Below are 18,408 nucleotides of genomic sequence, written 5' to 3'. Positions count from 1 at the left end.
TCCGTAAAAATCTGTCCTAATACTCAGTACCATTAGTTTTTTACTAAACCACTCTTGCAACAAATAAGATTATATATTTAGATACTTCTCAACAAATCTTTCAATTCCAATAACTTCCATTTCTGCCATCGCTTCAGTCCATAATCCAATCACATAATGTTCCAAAATAATTTTCATAGTAATGCGAAATTGATGAAAATCATTTTTCCAATTTGAAAAATTAAATTTCACATGGATTGATTCGTGCAATCCATCTTCTAAGTCTATCGTAACAAAACAATCCGATTCTTCCGTTTCATAATATATTTTAAAGTGAATGTCACAACCATCATTTTCAAGCAACAAATCATAATAATCATTATCAAATGTTCCCGGGATAATCGCAAAATCTTTTTCATGACCATAATCCATTGCTTTAATGTCTGTTTCTAAAATCGTTTGTTTCAAAAATTTGATAATAATTCTGTGGGATTCTAACATTTTCGATCCTCCTTTACTGTTTTCGAATCCATATTGAAGTAAGTATTTGTATTTTAAATATCACATGATATGCCTCCTTTTTCTTCTATATTGAGTATGCCACTTTTTTCAAAACAAAAAAATCGTGTTGCGAATCCATGTAAGCGAAAATGTTTTTCGTTTTTTTATTTTTTTGAAAAAGCGACATAATAATATTGAATATATTGAGCGAATAGAGAAAGGAGATGGTAAAACTTTATCATTTGAATAGTACACTGGGCTCGGTGAAAATACATTTTCAATTGACATTGTTCTCTTTTTTAAGGTGTCATTGACTTAAGAAAAGAGATCGAAAAATAATGAAATAAATGGTTATTCTACGGAATGGAATGACGTACAGAATAACCATTTATCAAGAAAAATGGTACAAAAATAAGTGTTTAATAGTAGTAAAAAGTAATAAGTAAATTTGAAAAATAACCAATCCAATGACATAGAAAAATACATTAGATAAGAAAACGGTGATTACTGAATCTTACTTAAAACGTTAGTCCTAACAGGCAGCCTCAACGTGTATTTTTCCGAGCATACCCAGCTCATTCTACAAAAAAGGGTGGGAGGCAATTTAACAGTAACAAGCATTTTTAAGAAAGAAAGGAGAAAGAAAATGCCAAGAAAAAGAAATTCATTAAAACACGACATTTTCGTCGCAGCAACAAAAAATGTTACAAATAATACATCTAGAACATCATACAAACGTTCAGCAACTCGATTCTCAAAATGGGCTAAGGTTAATGGAATAAAGAAAATTTCTGATATTACAGAAGAAGTTCTTCAATCATATCACGACGACTTAAAAAATGATCCAAAGCAATACACTCCTGCCACTATCCACACATATTTAGCTCCAATAGCTAAAGCTTCCGGTATCAATTTAAACCGAATTAGAAAACAAAAGCGCTCAAGTGATAAAATCGTTCGCGGACGAATACGTGAGTCAAACGAACAAGGGAAAAAACAAGAATTGAACTCTCTCTTCTCTCGGCTGATTCAATTTCAAAAAGTTGTTGGAATTCGTCGGAACGAATTAAAAAACCTTACCGGGTCAGATTTAATAGAAGATGAGTATGGAAATTGTTACGTCCTTGTTAAACGTGGCAAAGGCGGAAAAAAACAAATGCAATATATTCTGCCGAATGACATCGAGTTTGTAAAGCAAACTTTTGCTGGGATAGGAGAAAATGAACCTATCTTCTCTGAGAAAGAAATGAACAACCAAATCAATTTACATGCCCTACGCGCACAACATGCGCGCGATAGCTACTTCTATTACCTAAAAAAAATTCAAGCTAATCCGAAAATGCGACAAGCACTTTCACAGTTATTAATCTCCAAATGGGAAGAAGGGCATCAGAAATTGAAGAACGAGTCACAAAGTAAATACGAACGACAGCGTAAAAATTTTATTTATGATTTAAGAGATGAAGCATATGTATTACGCGGAACAAACAAATCAAAAGCACTAGTGTCAGGAATGCCAATTGCTTATAATCGCTTGGCTTTAATGGCCGTATCAGTATTAAATCTTTCACACTGGCGTCTCTCAGTTACAGTAACAAATTACATTCTGTAATGATTTTTTGATTTGAGTTTTCTGGCATAATTTCTTTGTAGATATTGAAGAAATGGAGGAAAATAAAATGAGGAATCAAAATAATCTACAAAAATTAAATCGAAACACAATTTTAGCAAGAGGAAAAATCGTTGAAGTAAATGACCAAGATATCGTACCATATCTTGGTCTTTTTATCAGAAACGGCGCCGGTCGTAAGCACACATATTTGAAATGTTATTTTAATCGTGAAAAATTTCAATTGAAGAAGGGAATGACGGTATCGATATCAGGTCATATCGAAAACATTAGTACAAAGAATAGCTACGAAATTATTATAGATACCATCCAAGAAGAGCAGACGGAATTGGCGGTATTCTTCAATAAAAAGCCTAGCTTTGGTTTTGCATATCCAAACCACTTCGCAAAAATGTTTGTTTTTGGCAAGGTTATTAATAAACATTTAAAACCAAATTCAAATTGGATCGAGATAGTTATTCAAGATAATTGCAAAAATAAAGTAAAAGTTCAATACAGCACAAAAATGCGTGTCAATGAAACACGTTTCAGAATCGGAGACAATGTTTACTTATCAGCATTGCCAATTTCAACCACAAAAATAATTCAAGAGGAAACACTCATTTTCGAGAATTATATACTTGATGATATCGTTATAGAAAGAAAATAGAAAAATAGAGATGAATTTTTTGAAGTTCATCTCTATTTTTTGTTATTTTTTCTCTGAAAAAGTTCTGAATGTGGCATAATTCATTTCGAGAAACGAAAGAGGAAAAAATGGTCTCAAAAATTACAAGAGGTATGTCAGATGAGGAAAAACAAAAAATCTATGATGAGAATATAAAAGAAATGGAAAGTTGTTTTTCTGTAACAAATGCATTTTGGGGTATAGATAAAGTAGTTCTTTCATTGAAAGGACAGTTCCACATCAACAACCAGGAATTAGATTTAGCTGCTTCTATGAAAAATAATTTTTCTATCACGAAGAAATACGATAAGTTAGGCACCATCTCAGAATTAGATATCAAATCATCGACTTTTGGTTCATTTTTTATGGGAAAAAATCAGTATGATGGCAGTTATTATTATCGTATTCAATTGATTCATGGCGGATTAAACATTGCTACTGCTTCAATTGATGGAATTAATAAAAGATTGAACAGAGCTCTATCGATTTTGGAACTTGAAACAGGAATTTCATGTACGATATATCATTGCGAATTCCAAGAAATCGAACTTGCTTTCACAATGGCAATACAATCTGCTTTCCATTTGCAAACAAGAGCATTACTTCTACGTTGTCTGACACATAAGAAAGTGAATTTTGCTTCCTCTTCAAAAAGTATCAAAGACAAAGATTATGATCGTTTGACGACCAATGCCTATAAAAACAATCAGCAAGTTCTTTACAATAAAACTAAGAAAGCCAAAAAGCTTGGACAACTTGATAAAGCAAAAACAGAAGATTTTGAAGTGTATCGTTTCGAGACCGTTTTGCAAAAAGATAAGATTAAATCCTTTCTTCGTACCTGTGTTCTAGCAGAAATTGATGATCTGAAAATCATTCAATACTTAGAAGAATTAGTTTCTAGTGGAGTCTTCAATTTCATAAAAGAAATCGAACAATCAGTAATAAATACTGACAGAGAATTATCCAAAATTTTCAAAGCAAAACCACGTGCGACATTCGAAGAATTGTTGAAAAAACAGATTAACGTGTCACATTCAACAAACACTCCGCTAGTTTTAGATGAAGAAATACTTAGTCTAATAAATGTTAAATTTATATCAAAAGAAAATAGATCACGGTATAGAAAAAATTTGATTGCCAAAAGTCAGAAAGAATTAAATATTAATTCTGAATCATTTTATTTTTCTGAGATGATTACGTGGAATGTATTGATTATACTACGATTGATGTTTGATGCTCTTGATTTTGCAAAGGCACATGGTTTAGGGTGTCATAAAATTTACAACAAGAATGAATTACATATTGTACAGATTCCAACTTTTCCAAAAGAATTCAGAAATGAAATATACTCATTGAACAATAAATTACGTCGAAAACATCATTATAAAATTGATTTATATAAATTAATTTTGAATCGATTGTTGAATTTAAAAGAATTATTTAACGGTTTTTAATATGATTTTACAACTTTGTAAAACCTCCAAAACGTTGATATTACAGCATTTCGTAAAAAAATTGTCTTCCCAAACGGAAGATGAACAAGCATTAATATTCTGTATCTTTTAAAAAATTAACAGTTTTTAGTTCACAATGTGGCATAATGACTAATAGTAAATCCAATAATAAATATCAACAGAAGAGGTTATAAATGCAAGTTATCTTACCAAACGAGCAAGTCCAACAAATCCAACTTTTGATAGCAGAATTGATCAAGAAAGAAATTCAAATCAACATAGAAAACCGAGGTCTTAATAGCCCCTATCTGAACAAAAAACAAGCATGTGAGTATCTCGGCATCTCAAACAATACACTTGATTCATGGATTAAACAAGGGCTTCCATCTATTAAGATCGGAAAAACAGTTCGTTTCAACAAACAAGCCATCGACTCATGGCTACTTTCGCAAAACTAGAAATATCTAACTTTTTATTTTATAATTGTCTTGATATTTTCTGGTTCGAAAAGAGGAGAATATCATGACTATCACTAAGACAAAAAACGGAACATATCGCTTAAAAGTGTATATTCCAACGGAAGCACGGATGCCACTTGGTATCGTCAATAATAACTATTTTGATAAGCGTTTCAAAAGTAAAAAGGAGGCACGACAAGCAGAGATAGACCTTTTAACAAAAATCAATCAGATTGAGAACAATGAGTTTACAGGGCTAGGCAAGATAGACATTCTATTCAAAGATTTTTACGAAAATGTCTGGTGGGAGTATTATAAAGCAGGACAGACCACTTCAACTACAAAGCCCCCAAGCAGGTCAACTATAGCCAATACAAAAACTTGTTTCAAAAAACATATTTTACCTATGCTAGGTAATTACACTATTCAATTTCTCAATCAGAACAAGCAAGTTATTCTAAACTTGATGACTGCTAAAGCTAATGAATACGCCAATTTCAAGACCTTGAGAAGCTATGTAATTTCCATATTTGATTGGGCAGAGGAATTAGAATATATAGAATCAAATAAAGTTGCTAAAACCTTGCGTCGTATCAAAGCAACCAAGAAAATCCAATTAGCGGAAGCAAAGAGAGATGAAGACCTCTACCTTACACAGGAACAACTACAAGAGTGGTTCTCGGCTTTCCAAGATGACTTGACTAATGAAAAAATTTCGCTTAAAGACTATGTTCTATTTTATCTTACCTTCTTCTTGGGAGACCGAAAATCTGAATCTTATGCTTTGCAGTGGAAACACATTAATTTTGAAAAATCCCAAATTCAATTACTCCAAGCACTAGATAGGTATGGAGATGTGAAATCAACCAAAGGGAACAAGAAAACAACCTTTGCTATTTCATCTGACTTACTTCAACTTCTCCAGAATTGGAAAAAACAACAAAGGCAAGAACTTGCAAAGTTTGGAATCATTACAAATCCTGAACAGTTCGTCTTCACTTATATAGATACCAAAGGAAACATCAATAAACCTCTGCACGCAGATTATCTAAATAACAAAATGCGAACAGTTAAAAAGCGTCACCCACATCTGACACACGCTACACCTCATAAACTCCGACACACAGGGGCAACACTTGCCAAACAGGCGGGAATGAGTTTAGAAGCTATTTCAGAAGCTCTGACCCACAGTGACACCTTGACAACTCAGATTTATGTCAACACCTCAAATATCATTCCAATGGCTGTTGGAGAATTTGCTTTAAACTCTCTGAAGCAATAAGGTAAAAATAAGGTAAATTTTGGCTCTATAATATCTGTAGTGGGTAAATCCTCTATGGATATTATGGAGTCTTTTTGATTGTAGAAAAAAAGTCCCATATGGCCTATAATGAAAAGCAACCAAACTCACATTAGAAAGACTCATATGGAACAACTAAATCTTATCACAAATCTTCTCAGAATTAAAGACAAAAATATCACTATCTCTAATGAATATGATATGGGAACTCACTTAGAACTTCATGGTCATTTGGATTATACAGCCCCTAAATGTCCCTCCTGCAAGGGACAAATGGCAAAATACGACTTCCAAAAACCCTCCAAAATTCCCTACCTAGAAACTGCTGGTTATCCCTTGCTTATCCGACTTAGAAAGCGTCGCTTCAAGTGTAAAGATTGCAGAAAAATAGCGGTCGCTGAAACTCCTCTTGTCAAGAAGAACCACCAAATCTCCGTCGCTGTTAACCAGAAGATTGCTCAATTACTCATCGAAAATCAAGCAATGACACATATTGCACACAGGCTATCTATCTCAACCTCATCAGTTATGAGAAAGCTTAATGAGTTCAAGTTTGAAACAGATTGGAATACCTTACCTGAGGTGATGAGCTGGGATGAGTATGCCTTCAAAAAGGGGAAAATGAGCTTTATCGCTCAAGATTTCAACTCCCTAAATGTCATAACTATTCTAGACGGAAGAACACAAGCAACCATCCGAAACCACTTTCTACGCTATCCTAGAAAGGTTAGAAATCAAGTCAAAGTCATTACCATGGATATGTTTAGTCCTTACTACAAATTGGCTAGACAGCTATTTCCAAACACCAAGATTGTTCTGGACCGCTTTCACATTGTGCAGCACCTTAGCCGTGCTATGAACCGCGTTCGTATTCTAATTATGAATCAATTCGACAGAAAATCGCAGGAATACCGGTCCTTGAAACGCTACTGGAAATTGATACAACAAGATAGCCGTAAACTCAGCGATAAACGATTTTATCGCCCTATGTTTCGCATGCACTTGACTAACAAGGAAATCCTAGAAAAACTACTGTCTTTTTCAGAGGAACTACGACAGCACTATGAACTCTATCAGCTTCTCTTGTTCCATTTCCAAGAGAAAAACTCAGATCATTTCTTTGACCTTATCGAACAGGAAATAGCCAATGTTAATCCTATTTTCCAGACGGTATTTAAGACATTTCTAAAGGATAAAGAAAAGGTTTTAAACGCCATGGAATTGCCTTATTCGAACGCCAAACTGGAAGCTACCAACAATCTCATCAAAGTCATTAAAAGAAATGCCTTTGGTTTCAGGAACTTTGAAAATTTTAAAAAACGTATTTTGATTGCTTTGAACATAAAGAAAGAGAGAACGAACTTCGTCCTCTCTAGGTGTTAGCTTTTCATCTACCCACTACAGTTGACAAAGAGCCTAAATTTTGAGGTGAACTTTTCAAAAAATCACGAAAAAAGCACCCATGAGGTAAACTCTTGAGTGCTTTGAAACGTTGATATATCGCTGATAATTAACGTTTTGAGAATTGTGAAGCCTTACGTGCTTTCTTAAGACCTGGTTTCTTACGTTCAACCATACGAGCGTCACGTGTAAGAAGGCCTGCGCGTTTCAATGAATCGCGGAAGTCTGGGTCTACTTGAAGCAATGCACGCGCGATACCGTGACGGATCGCACCTGATTGACCACCGTAACCACCACCGTTCACGTTAACGAAAACGTCGTATGAACCTTGTGTTGAAGTTACTGCGAATGGTTGGTTGATAACCAAACGAAGGTCAGCGTGCGGGATGTACTCTTCTACATCTTTTTTGTTTACTGTGATTTTACCAGTACCTGGGACCAAACGTACGCGTGCAACCGCGTTTTTACGACGACCAGTACCTGTGTATTGTGCTTGTGCCATTTAGATTACGTCCTTTCCCTTAGATAAGACCTGAAATATCAAGTACTTCTGGTTGTTGTGCAGCGTGAGTGTGCTCAGCACCTACAAACACTTTCAATTTCATGCCTTGTGCACGACCAAGTGTGTTGTGTGGAAGCATACCTTTAACTGATTTTTCAATCAAACGAACAGCGTTTTTAGAACGCAATTCACCAGCTGTGATTGATTTCAAACCACCTGGGTGCAATGAGTGAGTGTAGTACACTTTGTCAGTTGCTTTTTTACCAGTCAATTTCACTTTCTCAGCGTTGATAACGATAACGAAGTCACCAGTATCAGTGTGAGGTGTGAAAGTTGGTTTGTTTTTACCGCGAAGAACGCTAGCAACTACTGCTGAGAGGCGTCCAAGAGGTACATCAGTAGCATCTACTACATACCATTTACGTTCAACTTGGCCTGGTTTAGCCATAAATGTTGTTTTGTTCATGATTTCTCCTATACGAATCGTTTTTGTTTACAGGGCGGATGTTCCGGTCCGCGGGTATTTGGAAGGTTCCGGGGCCTTTCAAATGGGGTAAACAATACCGTCTATCATTCTATCAAAACTATTGTTCTCCGTCAAGTTATTTTACTTTACTTTTTTTATTTTTTCTTCAACCTAAAGCAAGGATAGAAAAATCGAACAGTTACAGCAGAAAAATGACACCAAATCCCTATCTTCTTACCGATTGCCCCATTTTGAAATAGGTATGTCGCTTGCCTCTGACCGCCAAAGACAAGGCCAAGAGATTTTCAGGGTCTGGCATGCGACCATAGCCCCCGTCTCCGATGTGGTGGATGTCCGAGCCCACCCGCTTGTTGCTGAGCCCAAACTCCCGCACCGTCTGGCTGTCCGCACTCTCTTGACTGGTTCCAATGGTCGAAATGACTAAAGCCCCACGCGCCTTGACCTGACTAACGATTGGTGCCACAATCTCCTCCCGCACACCCGGCACCGTTCCGACTGCAGGTATGAGAACACCGTCTGCCCCCAGCTCCACAAAGTCCAGCAGGGCTTGACTATCCACGACCGACTCTCCCAGACCTGCACCGTGCATTTTTCCTGCAAAGATCAGGCCTTCAAAGTGTTCTTTGGCAAGGCCAATAGCAGAGCGAATTGCAGCCATAGACACACCCGTAGCAGGATTGCCTGTCAGCATGATAAAATCTACGCCCAGGGCTTGGGCCTGTCCCAGACTTTCTGGACTGACCTGACGCCCAAGTTTAAGAAAAACCTGCTGGTCTTGAACCTCTTGGCTGCTATCCACAGGCTCCAAGTTTATCCCAACCAATCGACCCGTCAACCGCTTGATTTCAGCGATGGGTTTGTCGCAGTCGTAAAAACCAACAATCTCCGGATGAAACACATCCAATTCATTGAGCACCAAAAGGTCACAACCAAAAGCAGCCATCATCTCCGCATTGGTCACCCCTGCAATCAAGGGAGCCGCCGTCACCACCGTTTCCCCCATGATAATCCGACCTTCACTGGATAGAATGGACTGCTTGAGCTCCTCCTTGGTCGCTCCCACCATATCACTGGCATAGCATGACAATAAACGTTTCATAAGAACCTCCAAATGGATATGTTTAGTTGTTTGTAATCGCTTTCTTTTGTTAGAAAAAGAAAAGAGATTATCTCTCTTCTTTATTGATAGATAGGATAGCTAGCACCCCTGTACCTGTATGGGTGGCAATGATTGGCCCCAACTCAGTCAAGAGGACATCAGTCACACGGCTATCTTCCAACAAGGTCGCTTTGAGGGCTTCAGCAGCTTCCAAATCACCTGTATAGGCCACCATAACCGTAGAATGATCCAAATTATCCAAGGTCAGGTTCAACATTTCCTTGATTCCTTTTTTACGACCACGGATTTTGGCAATGGCTTCTAACTTCCCTTCCGCATTGAGAGCAAGAAGAGGTTTGATATTGACTAGACCGCCAATGAGAGCAGCTGCCTTAGACAGGCGGCCACCACGCACCAAATGGTTGAGGTCGTCGACCAAGAGATAGGTCCGCAAACGTGGCACCAAGTCCTCGATGAGCGCCTTGGTTTCAGCTAAGGACTTGCCCGCTGCACGTGCTTGCGCAGCCTGCATAACTAAGTAACCTTCACCGATAGCCGCAGCCTTGGTATCTACGATTTCAATGACAGCATCAGGATAAGCATCCAAAACCATATCGCGTGCAATGACTCCACTCTGATAGGTTCCTGAAAGAGCAGATGAAAAGGCGAGATAAAGCACTTCCTGACCTTCCTTGGCTGCCGCCTCGAATACTTCTTCAAATTGACCAACATTGACCTGACTGGTTGTCGGCTGGCCCCCTGTTGCCATTTTCTCCAACAATTCCCCAGAAGTCAAGCGGTTTTCCCCAACGGTTTCATAGGTCACACCGTCAAGGTTTATGGTCAAACCAAGCACGGTTACATCATTTTCTTGCAGCCAGCTAACTGGCAAATCCGATGTCGAATCGGTTACGATTGTAAATGTCACTCTTTCATTTCCTCCATCATTTCTTTTAAGGCTTGAAAATTCCCATCTGACCAGGGATTGAGTCGTGGGGTGTAGAGTTCTACCTGGTCCACAAACTTGTCCAAGTCCTTCTTGATGACTCTGGTTCTCTCCTCCAACTCACGTGCCGAAACCCGTAAAGCGCCTTGGGAGAAGACCACCCACTGTTCATTGAGGTCGCTGGTTGCGACGGAAACCTGCTTGCGACGGTCACTATTGAACTGGGCGCTGAGTCGTTCGATATAACTATCTGCCGTCTCTTCTTCCTCTGTAAAAATGACCGATGCCTTGAATTCATCATACTGCTGGCGAAGACCTGGCACATGGTGGGCATCAAAGACACAAATCACCTCGATCTGTTCAAAGGCTGCGTAGTGAGACAAGGTGCGAAGCAAGGTCGTTCTGGCCGCATCCAAGTCTCCCTTTTTAAAATCTTGCTTAGTGGCCTGCCAAAAGGCAATCATGTTGTAGCCATCTACAATGAGAACTTTTTCTTTCATTTAGATTTTCTTCCGAAATACTTCGTACATCAGCACAGCCGCCGCCACGCTGGCGTTGAGGGATTGGACATGGCCCTTCATAGGGATAGTAATCATCTCATCCACCTGCTTTTTGATATTGCTGGAAATGCCCTTGCCTTCGTTGCCAATAATAAGGGCTAGCTTGCCAGCCGTATTCCACTTGTGGCTTGGAGTTCCGTTCATATCCGTGCCAAATACCCAGAAACCAGCCTCCTTGAGTTTGTCGAGGGTTTGGCTAAGATTGGTCACTCGGGCGATTGGGACATGGGCCACCGCACCTGTTGAGGTCTTGGCCACAACGGGCGTCACGCCAACTGCTCGGTGCTTGGGAATGATGATGCCAGCTACCTGAGTGGCATCTGCGGTCCGCAAAATCGAGCCGAAGTTGTGGGGGTCTGTCAGACCGTCTAAGATGAGAATGAGGGGATTATCTTCCTGCTCTGCTTTTTCCAGAATTGTCGATAGGTCTGCATAGGCAAACTCAGAGACCCGCAGGACAAAGCCTTGGTGGACGGCACCTTCTGTCATGTCGGACAGGGTCTTCTTGGGCGTCCAGGAAATTGACACCTTCTTCTCTGCCGCCAGTGCCTTGATTTTTTCTACATTTTTTCCGCGCAAATCATCCTGAATGTAGAGTTTGTTGCCGGTGTTGGCCTCCAAACTCTCCACTACAGCATGTACGCCATATACCATATCATTTTGTTCCATAAGAGTATTATAGCATAGGTTGACTGAAAATAGGCACTCACTATATCACAGCTGAAAAACTTGACCTCCTTACCAAACCATGGTATTCTGTCATCTATCATTTATCCGTACAACCGGAAACAAAAAGGAGAATGTATGACACTTATTTTGGGAATTGTGGCAGGGCTGATTGCCTTTGCTATTGGTGGTTTATGGTATGGTTTGATTTTCCGTGATGCTTGGATTGAAGCCTCTGGCATTGACATGGCCAAGGTAGAAGCTGACCGTCAGGCTGGGAAAAATGGCCAGAAGGAAATGGTGATTTCCCTTGTCATTGAAGTACTGACTGCTGTTGTGGCTATTTTCTTCATCAAAACCCTCGGTGTTTCACCACTTCACGCAGCTGGCGGTATGGGCGTGATTGCTGTCCTTGCTTCATTGAAAAACTACATCTTTGAGCAACGCCCTATCAACCTCATCCTCATCAACGAAAGCTACAAGCTGGTCTGCTACCTGGTTGTTGGTATCCTAGCTCTATTTGCCTAAACATTCCCCTCCTAGCTTTAGGAGGGTTTTGTTTTATGGTACAATAGAAACAGATTAAGACCAAAGGAGCCACCATGTCCCTTTCCCTCCGCACCATCAAACTGATATTTGCCACCGTACTAGCTATCTACCTGGCGACCGCCCTGGGTTTGTCCTATGCGACGGCAGCTGGCATCATCGCCATTCTCAGCGTCCTCGACACCCGCAAGTCCAGCTTCAAAATGGCTCGCAACCGCCTCTTTTCCACCCTCCTGGCCCTGACCATAGCCGTCCTGACCTTTGCTCTCTTCGGCTTTGGCATCTGGACCCTGGGCATCTACCTGGCACTCTACGTCCCTCTGGCTTACCGATTCAACTGGGAGGCTGGCATCGCCCCCTCGACTGTCCTCGTCACCCATCTCTTGCTGGAGCAGGATATTTCTCTGATTTTTTTGGGAAATGAGCTGGCGCTTTTTCTGATTGGGGCAGGACTGGCACTTTTGTTTAACCTCTATATGCCCTCGCAAGAAAAGCAAATCGAGGCCTACCACGACCAAGTCGAAGACCTGCTCAAGCAGATTCTTCTTCGCTTTGAAGCCTTTCTGCTAAATGGCGACGGACGAAACGAGGCAGAACTGATTACGCAGCTGGATAAGACCTTGGATGAGGCCCTGAAAGTCGTCTACCTAGACCGCCACAACCAGCTCTTCCAGCAGACCAACTACCAGGTCCATTACTTTGAAATGCGGGCCGCACAAAACAAAATCCTGCGGACCATGGCAGGAAATATCAACAAATGTTTACTGGAAGGCAGAGAAAATGTCATCCTGTCCAGCCTCTTCGAGCGAGCAGCCCAGCAACTGAGCCGAGAAAATTCTGCCAAGGAACTGCTTCTGGACATCGAACTCTTCCATGCCACCTTCCGCGAGCGACCTCTGCCGCAAACCAGGGAAGAATTTGAAACCCGGGCCACCCTCTTCCAACTCCTACACGATATGGAAGCCTTTATTCGTCTCAAGGTTGATTTTTATGAAGTTTATAAAGATGAAGAACCGTCAGTTTAAACCGACGGTTCTTCTATTTTTCCATGAAATTCATCTGATACTTGGTTGTGCAAATGCACGAAAGATAGACCCATCATGACCGCATTCCCTGCGACAGCAATGATGAATTCCTCCTTGGTGGATACCTTCCCCATCCAAATGCATATAATCAAAATAAGGTTGTAAAGCAAAATATAAAGAGCCGTTATCCGAATTTTTTTCAGTAGTATTTTCATGGGTACCTCCTGTAAGTGTTTTCTATATTTATTATATAGAATTCAAGAAGCAATAACAAGTATTTATGTTTTCCTAGCCAAAAACCGCCAGATTTGCATCTGACGGTCAGGTGTTTTATGAACAATTTTAGAAAGGTTAGACAATCGCCTTGCTTGTTTCATCATCAAAGAAATGAGCTTTGTTGAGGTTGAAGGTCAAGCGAACCTTGTCTCCTGGATTGTGGTAGTCACGCGCATCAACACGAGATACGAATTCAGTGTTTCCAACCTTAGAGTAAAGCATGGTTTCTGCACCGAGAAGCTCCGATACAACTACTTCTGCTTCTACGATTGAAGATGGATAAGTGTCCAATTCCAACTGAGAAGCCTTGATGTCTTCTGGACGGATACCGAGGGTAAATGATTTGCCATTGTAGCCTTTTTCTTCCAAGTGCTTGCGACGACCTTCTGGAAGAGCTACCTTGAAGCCATCACCAGCAAGTACACCGTCTTGAAGTGTTACTGTAAAGAAGTTCATAGCTGGGCTACCGATGAAGCTAGCAACAAACTTGTTAACTGGGCGGTTGTAGAGCTCTTCTGGGCTACCGATTTGCTCGATACGGCCGATTGTACCTGTACCTGCTGGGTTTTTAGTCGCAGACATGATAACGATACGGTCTGCCAAGGTCATGGCTTCTGTTTGGTCGTGGGTTACATAGATGGTTGTCGCACCGATACGGCGGTGGATTTTAGCAATCTCTGTACGCATGGATACACGGAGTTTAGCATCCAAGTTTGACAAAGGCTCATCCATCAAGAATACTTTGGCATCACGAACGATGGCACGACCCATGGCAACACGTTGGCGTTGTCCACCTGAAAGGTCTGCTGGTTTGCGTTCCAAGAATTCTGTCAAACCAAGGATTTGAGCAGCTTCTTCTACACGTTTTTTGATTTCGTCCTTGCTGTACTTACGCAATTTCAAACCAAAGGCCATGTTGTCAAATACAGTCATGTGTGGGTAGAGGGCATAGTTCTGGAATACCATGGCAATATCGCGGTCTTTTGGAGCCACATCATTCATGAGAACGCCGTCGATGTATGCTTCCCCTTCTGTGATATCTTCCAAACCAGCAATCATACGAAGAGTTGTTGACTTACCGCATCCTGAAGGACCTACGAATACGATAAACTCCTTGTCCTTGATGTCCAAGTTAAAGTCTTCAACAGAGTAGTGCTCGCTGTTTGGGTATTTTTTATAGATATTTTTTAAATTCAATTGAACCATGTTCAATCCTCGCTTTCTTTGATAGTTTTATTATAAATGAAAACGTTTTACTTTTCTCTGTCAATGTGAACAAAAATAAAAAAATCTTTTGTACATCTTGCACAAAAGATTAAAAATCCTGTTCCATGATGACCTGATAGCAAACAGCTAAATCCGTCAACTCTTTTAATTGCAAGCCCGTCCAATCATACCATTTATCCAAACGGTACTGAAGGGTATTCCGATGAATATAGAGGGACTGGGCCGCCTTTGTTAATACAGCCCCCTCTTTCCAAAGCGCCTGAATTTCCTTTTCCATTTGCTGGTGGGCAATCATATCTCCCAGACCTCTTCTGATAATAGGATAAAGCTGACCAGCCCATAGATGAAGCTGACTAAAAGTTAGTAGACCAGACTGATGATGGCTTAATCTCCAGTGCTGAAAGAGAGATTGTTCTGCCTGAATGAGCATGGGCCAGGATTGCAGCAGTCTTGCTGGCCAGATCTGACCTAGAAACAAGGTCATTCGCAACCCAAAATCAAACTCCATGGTCGCAAGGGTATCACCTAGGATTTCTCTAACATCAAATAGAGAGGAGCTGTCTAAGATAAAGCTGTAGTCCTGACCATTGGTCGTGTAGTAGGTCTGAAGATTAGGCAGAAGCTTGGTCATCATATCCAGCCAAGCTTGCTTCCCCTCTTCATCTGATACCGTCCAAATATGGGCGTGGATAACTTGAAGTTTACTTAGAGCCTGCGGAAGGGGGCCCGTCCCCTGAAGATAACGAGCCCAAGGATGACCTGCCTCCTGGGGTAGTTCACCCAAGAATAACTGCAACAGGCCCCGTTCTCGCTCTGTGATATCCTCTTGAGCTATCAAGAGCCAGCTACCATCAGCTAGAGGCAAATGAATGCCCACTCCATCTACTTTTTCAGCTACCATTTTTGCTTTTGGAAATAATTTCTGCAATTGATCCTTACTGGTCATCTGGCCTCACTTTCATTCTGTCATGACGGTTTCTTAATGGTTAGCTTCGATAAACCCAACACACCAAGCGACCAACTCTTCCAAGCGTTCCATCTGCTCAGTCATGTGCAGATAGCCCAAAACCGCCTCAAAGCCTGTGGACATCCGATAGGTGACCACATCCGCATTCTTGGCCTTGGTGTGACTGTTGGTATTGCGGCCCCTCTTGTAGATTTCTTCCTCTTTTTCGGTCAATAGCTGAGCTTCTAAGAGGGCAGAGATCAGGCTTGCCTGAGCCTTGGCCGACACATACTTGTTAGCCTCTCCGTGCAATTTATTGGGCTTGGTCAGTCCCTTGAAAATCAAGTGCCGTCTGACATACATGGAATAGACAGCATCCCCTTCAAAAGCCAGGGCAATGCCGTTGATGAGATTGACATCTATTGCCTTAGTCACGTGTCCACCTCACACCATCCTTGGTATCCAAGAGCTTGATGCCCTGAGTTGCCAATTGATCACGAATACGGTCAGCCGTCGCAAAGTCCCGATTGGCACGCGCTGCTTGACGCTCTTCTATCAAGGCTTCAATCTCGCTGTCCAAGACTTCTTCTTCAAAGACAATACCAAAGACAGCGAGCATCTTGCCAAAGGCTTCTTTTACAGTTTCATCGTAGTTGCCTGAATTGATCCACTTGGCAAAGTCAAAGATAGCCGTAATCCCATTTGCCGCATTGAAATCATCATCCATTGCGGCTTCAAAGGCTGCCAGATGTAATTCAAGAGCCGACTTATCCACAGAGTTTTGCACAGGTTGTGTATAAGTATTTTTCAGATATTTTAGATTGATTTCCGCATCTGAAATGGCCTTTTCCGTATAATTCAACGGACGGCGGTAATGTTGGGTAGATAGAAAGAAGCGCAAGACTTGACCGTCAATTTGTTCCAACATATCATGAGCTGTCAGGAAATTGCCCAAGGACTTGGACATCTTCTCATCGTTGATGTTAAGCATGGCATTGTGCATCCAGTAATTCGCAAAGGTTTGACCTGTTTTGCACTCAGACTGGGCGATTTCATTGGTATGGTGAGGGAATTCCAAGTCCGCTCCACCACCGTGAATATCAATGGTATCTCCCAAAATCTCTGTCGCCATGACCGAGCACTCAATATGCCAACCTGGACGGCCTGCTCCCCAAGGACTTTCCCAAGATACTTCACCTGGCTTGGCAGTTTTCCACAGGGCAAAGTCGAAAGGATGTTCTTTCAGCTGACCTTCTCCCTCAACCCGACCAGAAGCACCAGCCTCCAAGTCAGACAGGGTTTTGTTGGCCAAACGAGCATAGTTTTCAGCCTTTTCCACACGGAAATAAACATCCCCAGCCGCCTCGTAGGCGTAACCCTTGTCAATCAAGACCTGCACAAAATCAATGATTTCATCCATATAGTCGATGACACGAGGGTTTTTGGTAGCGGGTTTGACACCCAGTTTTGCCACATCTTCCTTGAAGGCTGCGATAAATTTATCAGACAGTTCCTTGGTTGTCATGCCAGCTTCATTAGCAGCTTTGATAATCTTGTCATCCACATCCGTAAAGTTAGAAATGTAAGCTACATCAAAGCCACGGTATTCAAAATAGCGGCGGATGGTATCAAAAGCCACTACACTACGGGCATTTCCGATATGGATATAGTTGTAAACCGTCGGACCGCAGACATACATTTTTACCTTACCTTCTTCCAATGGCACAAAGTCACGTAAACTGCGGGTCATAGTATCGTAAATTTTAATCATAGTTTCTCCATTACTTCTGAGTATTCTTTAGGACTTGATACTTTTGATACAATTTTACTAGCCAATAAGCTGTCGCAGCCAACCAAATCATCCCTAGCTGCCAGTTTCCTTGGGAAAATTTAAGGATAAATAGAATTGTTCCACCAATGGCGGTCAACACATAAGGCCAGTTTTGTCTTACTAATTTTTTTAACATGATCTACTTTCTAATTTTCTTGCAATGACCATGGCCACTTCAAAGAAGGTCATACTGTCAGCCGTCCGTTCTTCCCGACGGGTATCCCATTCATTCTTGTGGTGGTCCACATAGTCTGCCGTGTAGAAAAATTGATAGACCTTGGCTTGACGAAAGTTTGCCCAGGCCATGATAGCAGAAGCTTCCATATCGACCACCATGGCACCAGCGGCTAGGCGACGCTTGACCTTGGCAGCTGTTTCCCGATAAAAAGCATCCGTGGTCCAGGTCTTGGCCCGCACGTGCTCAATTCCTGCTTGATCCAAGGCCTTTTCCATGGTTAATAGCAGAGCAGAATCATAGCTGATTTCCTCGCTAGCAGGAGCGTAGTGGTAACTAGTTCCCTCGTCCCGAAGAGCAGAGCTAGGAAGGATAATCTTATCCGCAGCAAGCGACTTATCCAAAACACCGCAGGAACCAAGAACGATAAAGTTCTCAAACCCACAGGCTTTCAGTTCCTCCAAGTGACCAACTGCCATGGGAGCACCGATTACTGCCAATATGACCGCAACCTGCAGTCCATCTCTTTCCAAAATATACCAAGGATGACGACCGTTTAAGGTCTGTAAATGACCACCTTCTCTGCTCTCAGGTAGCTGACGGACACGATCTACAATTTCCCCATTGAAGGAGAAAATCATGGTCTCACATACCTCTCCGCCACCACGAATAGCCTTGTCCGTTGGTTCAATGACTGCAGAGGTGTTTTCAAATTCTTCTAGTAGCATA

The 18,408-nt window shown here is 41.3% G+C and carries 22 protein-coding genes; 8 read left to right on the top strand and 14 right to left on the bottom strand.

The genetic code is table 11. The features are described from left to right. Window positions 1–69: 69 nt before the first annotated feature. Window positions 70–480 (bottom strand): hypothetical protein, encoded by a 411-nt coding sequence (locus PW252_RS01525; RefSeq protein ID WP_172097800.1) that lies wholly within the window; start codon window positions 478–480, stop codon window positions 70–72. 646 nt (window positions 481–1,126) lie between these two features. On the opposite strand from PW252_RS01525, the gene PW252_RS01520 reads away from it, so the two are divergent. The 6 genes from PW252_RS01520 (at window position 1,127) to PW252_RS01495 (ending at window position 7,375) form a co-directional block, all read left to right on the top strand. Beyond that, entirely contained in the window at window positions 1,127–2,092 is a 966-nt protein-coding gene (locus tag PW252_RS01520) for a site-specific integrase (protein ID WP_172049421.1), read from the top strand. 67 nt (window positions 2,093–2,159) lie between these two features. Next, window positions 2,160–2,759, top strand: coding sequence for a hypothetical protein (locus PW252_RS01515; protein ID WP_248050226.1), 600 nt, complete (start codon window positions 2,160–2,162; stop codon window positions 2,757–2,759). 107 nt (window positions 2,760–2,866) lie between these two features. Next, window positions 2,867–4,234, top strand: a complete 1,368-nt coding sequence (locus PW252_RS01510) for a hypothetical protein (protein WP_248050224.1) — start codon at window positions 2,867–2,869, stop codon at window positions 4,232–4,234. A gap of 194 nt (window positions 4,235–4,428) precedes the next feature. Continuing rightward, a complete protein-coding gene (locus tag PW252_RS01505) occupies window positions 4,429–4,692 on the top strand; it encodes a helix-turn-helix domain-containing protein (protein WP_248050222.1) in 264 nt (87 codons plus the stop codon). A 64-nt stretch (window positions 4,693–4,756) separates the two neighbouring features. Beyond that, window positions 4,757–5,974, top strand: a complete 1,218-nt coding sequence (locus PW252_RS01500) for a site-specific integrase (protein WP_105111303.1) — start codon at window positions 4,757–4,759, stop codon at window positions 5,972–5,974. 144 nt (window positions 5,975–6,118) lie between these two features. After that, window positions 6,119–7,375 (top strand): ISL3 family transposase, encoded by a 1,257-nt coding sequence (locus PW252_RS01495; RefSeq protein ID WP_316716633.1) that lies wholly within the window; start codon window positions 6,119–6,121, stop codon window positions 7,373–7,375. 127 nt (window positions 7,376–7,502) lie between these two features. Here the strand turns inward: PW252_RS01495 and rpsI are convergent, their stop codons facing one another. The 6 genes from rpsI to rlmB all read right to left on the bottom strand — a co-directional run bounded on the left by rpsI (window position 7,503) and on the right by rlmB (window position 11,656). Then, window positions 7,503–7,895: a 30S ribosomal protein S9 gene (gene rpsI, locus PW252_RS01490; protein WP_002942223.1), complete on the bottom strand. Its 393-nt coding sequence runs from the start codon at window positions 7,893–7,895 to the stop codon at window positions 7,503–7,505. A 19-nt stretch (window positions 7,896–7,914) separates the two neighbouring features. Then, window positions 7,915–8,361 carry a 50S ribosomal protein L13 gene (gene rplM, locus PW252_RS01485; protein ID WP_027972471.1) on the bottom strand — a complete coding sequence of 149 codons (447 nt, stop codon included), beginning with the start codon at window positions 8,359–8,361 and terminating at the stop codon, window positions 7,915–7,917. Between the two features lie 226 nt (window positions 8,362–8,587). Then, window positions 8,588–9,481, bottom strand: a complete 894-nt coding sequence (locus PW252_RS01480; protein ID WP_248051252.1) for a DUF7916 family protein — start codon at window positions 9,479–9,481, stop codon at window positions 8,588–8,590. A 67-nt stretch (window positions 9,482–9,548) separates the two neighbouring features. Next, entirely contained in the window at window positions 9,549–10,409 is an 861-nt protein-coding gene (locus PW252_RS01475) for a DegV family protein (protein ID WP_248051254.1), read from the bottom strand. Beyond that, entirely contained in the window at window positions 10,406–10,927 is a 522-nt protein-coding gene (locus tag PW252_RS01470; RefSeq protein WP_248051257.1) for an NYN domain-containing protein, read from the bottom strand. Before PW252_RS01470 ends, PW252_RS01475 begins: the two co-directional genes overlap by 4 nt. Next, on the bottom strand, window positions 10,928–11,656 hold the full coding sequence (gene rlmB / locus PW252_RS01465) for a 23S rRNA (guanosine(2251)-2'-O)-methyltransferase RlmB (RefSeq protein WP_248051258.1): 729 nt from the start codon (window positions 11,654–11,656) through the stop codon (window positions 10,928–10,930). A gap of 135 nt (window positions 11,657–11,791) precedes the next feature. On the opposite strand from rlmB, the gene PW252_RS01460 reads away from it, so the two are divergent. Then, window positions 11,792–12,181, top strand: a complete 390-nt coding sequence (locus PW252_RS01460; protein ID WP_248051259.1) for a DUF1761 domain-containing protein — start codon at window positions 11,792–11,794, stop codon at window positions 12,179–12,181. Between the two features lie 74 nt (window positions 12,182–12,255). Beyond that, window positions 12,256–13,224: an aromatic acid exporter family protein gene (locus tag PW252_RS01455; RefSeq protein WP_172029069.1), complete on the top strand. Its 969-nt coding sequence runs from the start codon at window positions 12,256–12,258 to the stop codon at window positions 13,222–13,224. Here the strand turns inward: PW252_RS01455 and PW252_RS01450 are convergent. From PW252_RS01450 to PW252_RS01420, 7 genes are all read right to left on the bottom strand, one after another. Continuing rightward, a complete protein-coding gene (locus tag PW252_RS01450) occupies window positions 13,221–13,439 on the bottom strand; it encodes a hypothetical protein (protein WP_248051260.1) in 219 nt (72 codons plus the stop codon). The genes PW252_RS01455 and PW252_RS01450 overlap by 4 nt on opposite strands. Window positions 13,440–13,575: 136 nt before the next feature. Continuing rightward, window positions 13,576–14,706, bottom strand: a complete 1,131-nt coding sequence (locus PW252_RS01445; protein ID WP_044677868.1) for an ABC transporter ATP-binding protein — start codon at window positions 14,704–14,706, stop codon at window positions 13,576–13,578. A gap of 109 nt (window positions 14,707–14,815) precedes the next feature. After that, window positions 14,816–15,673 carry a helix-turn-helix domain-containing protein gene (locus PW252_RS01440; protein ID WP_248051261.1) on the bottom strand — a complete coding sequence of 286 codons (858 nt, stop codon included), beginning with the start codon at window positions 15,671–15,673 and terminating at the stop codon, window positions 14,816–14,818. Window positions 15,674–15,706: 33 nt separating this feature from the next. Then, on the bottom strand, window positions 15,707–16,108 hold the full coding sequence (locus PW252_RS01435; protein WP_248051262.1) for a Mini-ribonuclease 3: 402 nt from the start codon (window positions 16,106–16,108) through the stop codon (window positions 15,707–15,709). Then, window positions 16,101–17,444, bottom strand: coding sequence for a cysteine--tRNA ligase (gene cysS, locus PW252_RS01430; protein WP_248051264.1), 1,344 nt, complete (start codon window positions 17,442–17,444; stop codon window positions 16,101–16,103). The genes PW252_RS01435 and cysS overlap by 8 nt, the downstream gene beginning before the upstream one ends. A 10-nt stretch (window positions 17,445–17,454) precedes the next feature. Continuing rightward, on the bottom strand, window positions 17,455–17,640 hold the full coding sequence (locus PW252_RS01425) for a hypothetical protein (protein ID WP_024418656.1): 186 nt from the start codon (window positions 17,638–17,640) through the stop codon (window positions 17,455–17,457). Further along, on the bottom strand, window positions 17,634–18,407 hold the full coding sequence (locus tag PW252_RS01420) for a nucleoside phosphorylase (RefSeq protein ID WP_248051266.1): 774 nt from the start codon (window positions 18,405–18,407) through the stop codon (window positions 17,634–17,636). Before PW252_RS01420 ends, PW252_RS01425 begins: the two co-directional genes overlap by 7 nt. Between the last annotated feature and the right edge of the window lies 1 nt (window position 18,408).

The sequence above is a fragment of the Streptococcus sp. 29887 genome (assembly GCF_032595075.1).
GTDB lineage: Bacteria > Bacillota > Bacilli > Lactobacillales > Streptococcaceae > Streptococcus > Streptococcus iners.
This window is presented reverse-complemented; position numbering and strand designations above follow the sequence as displayed.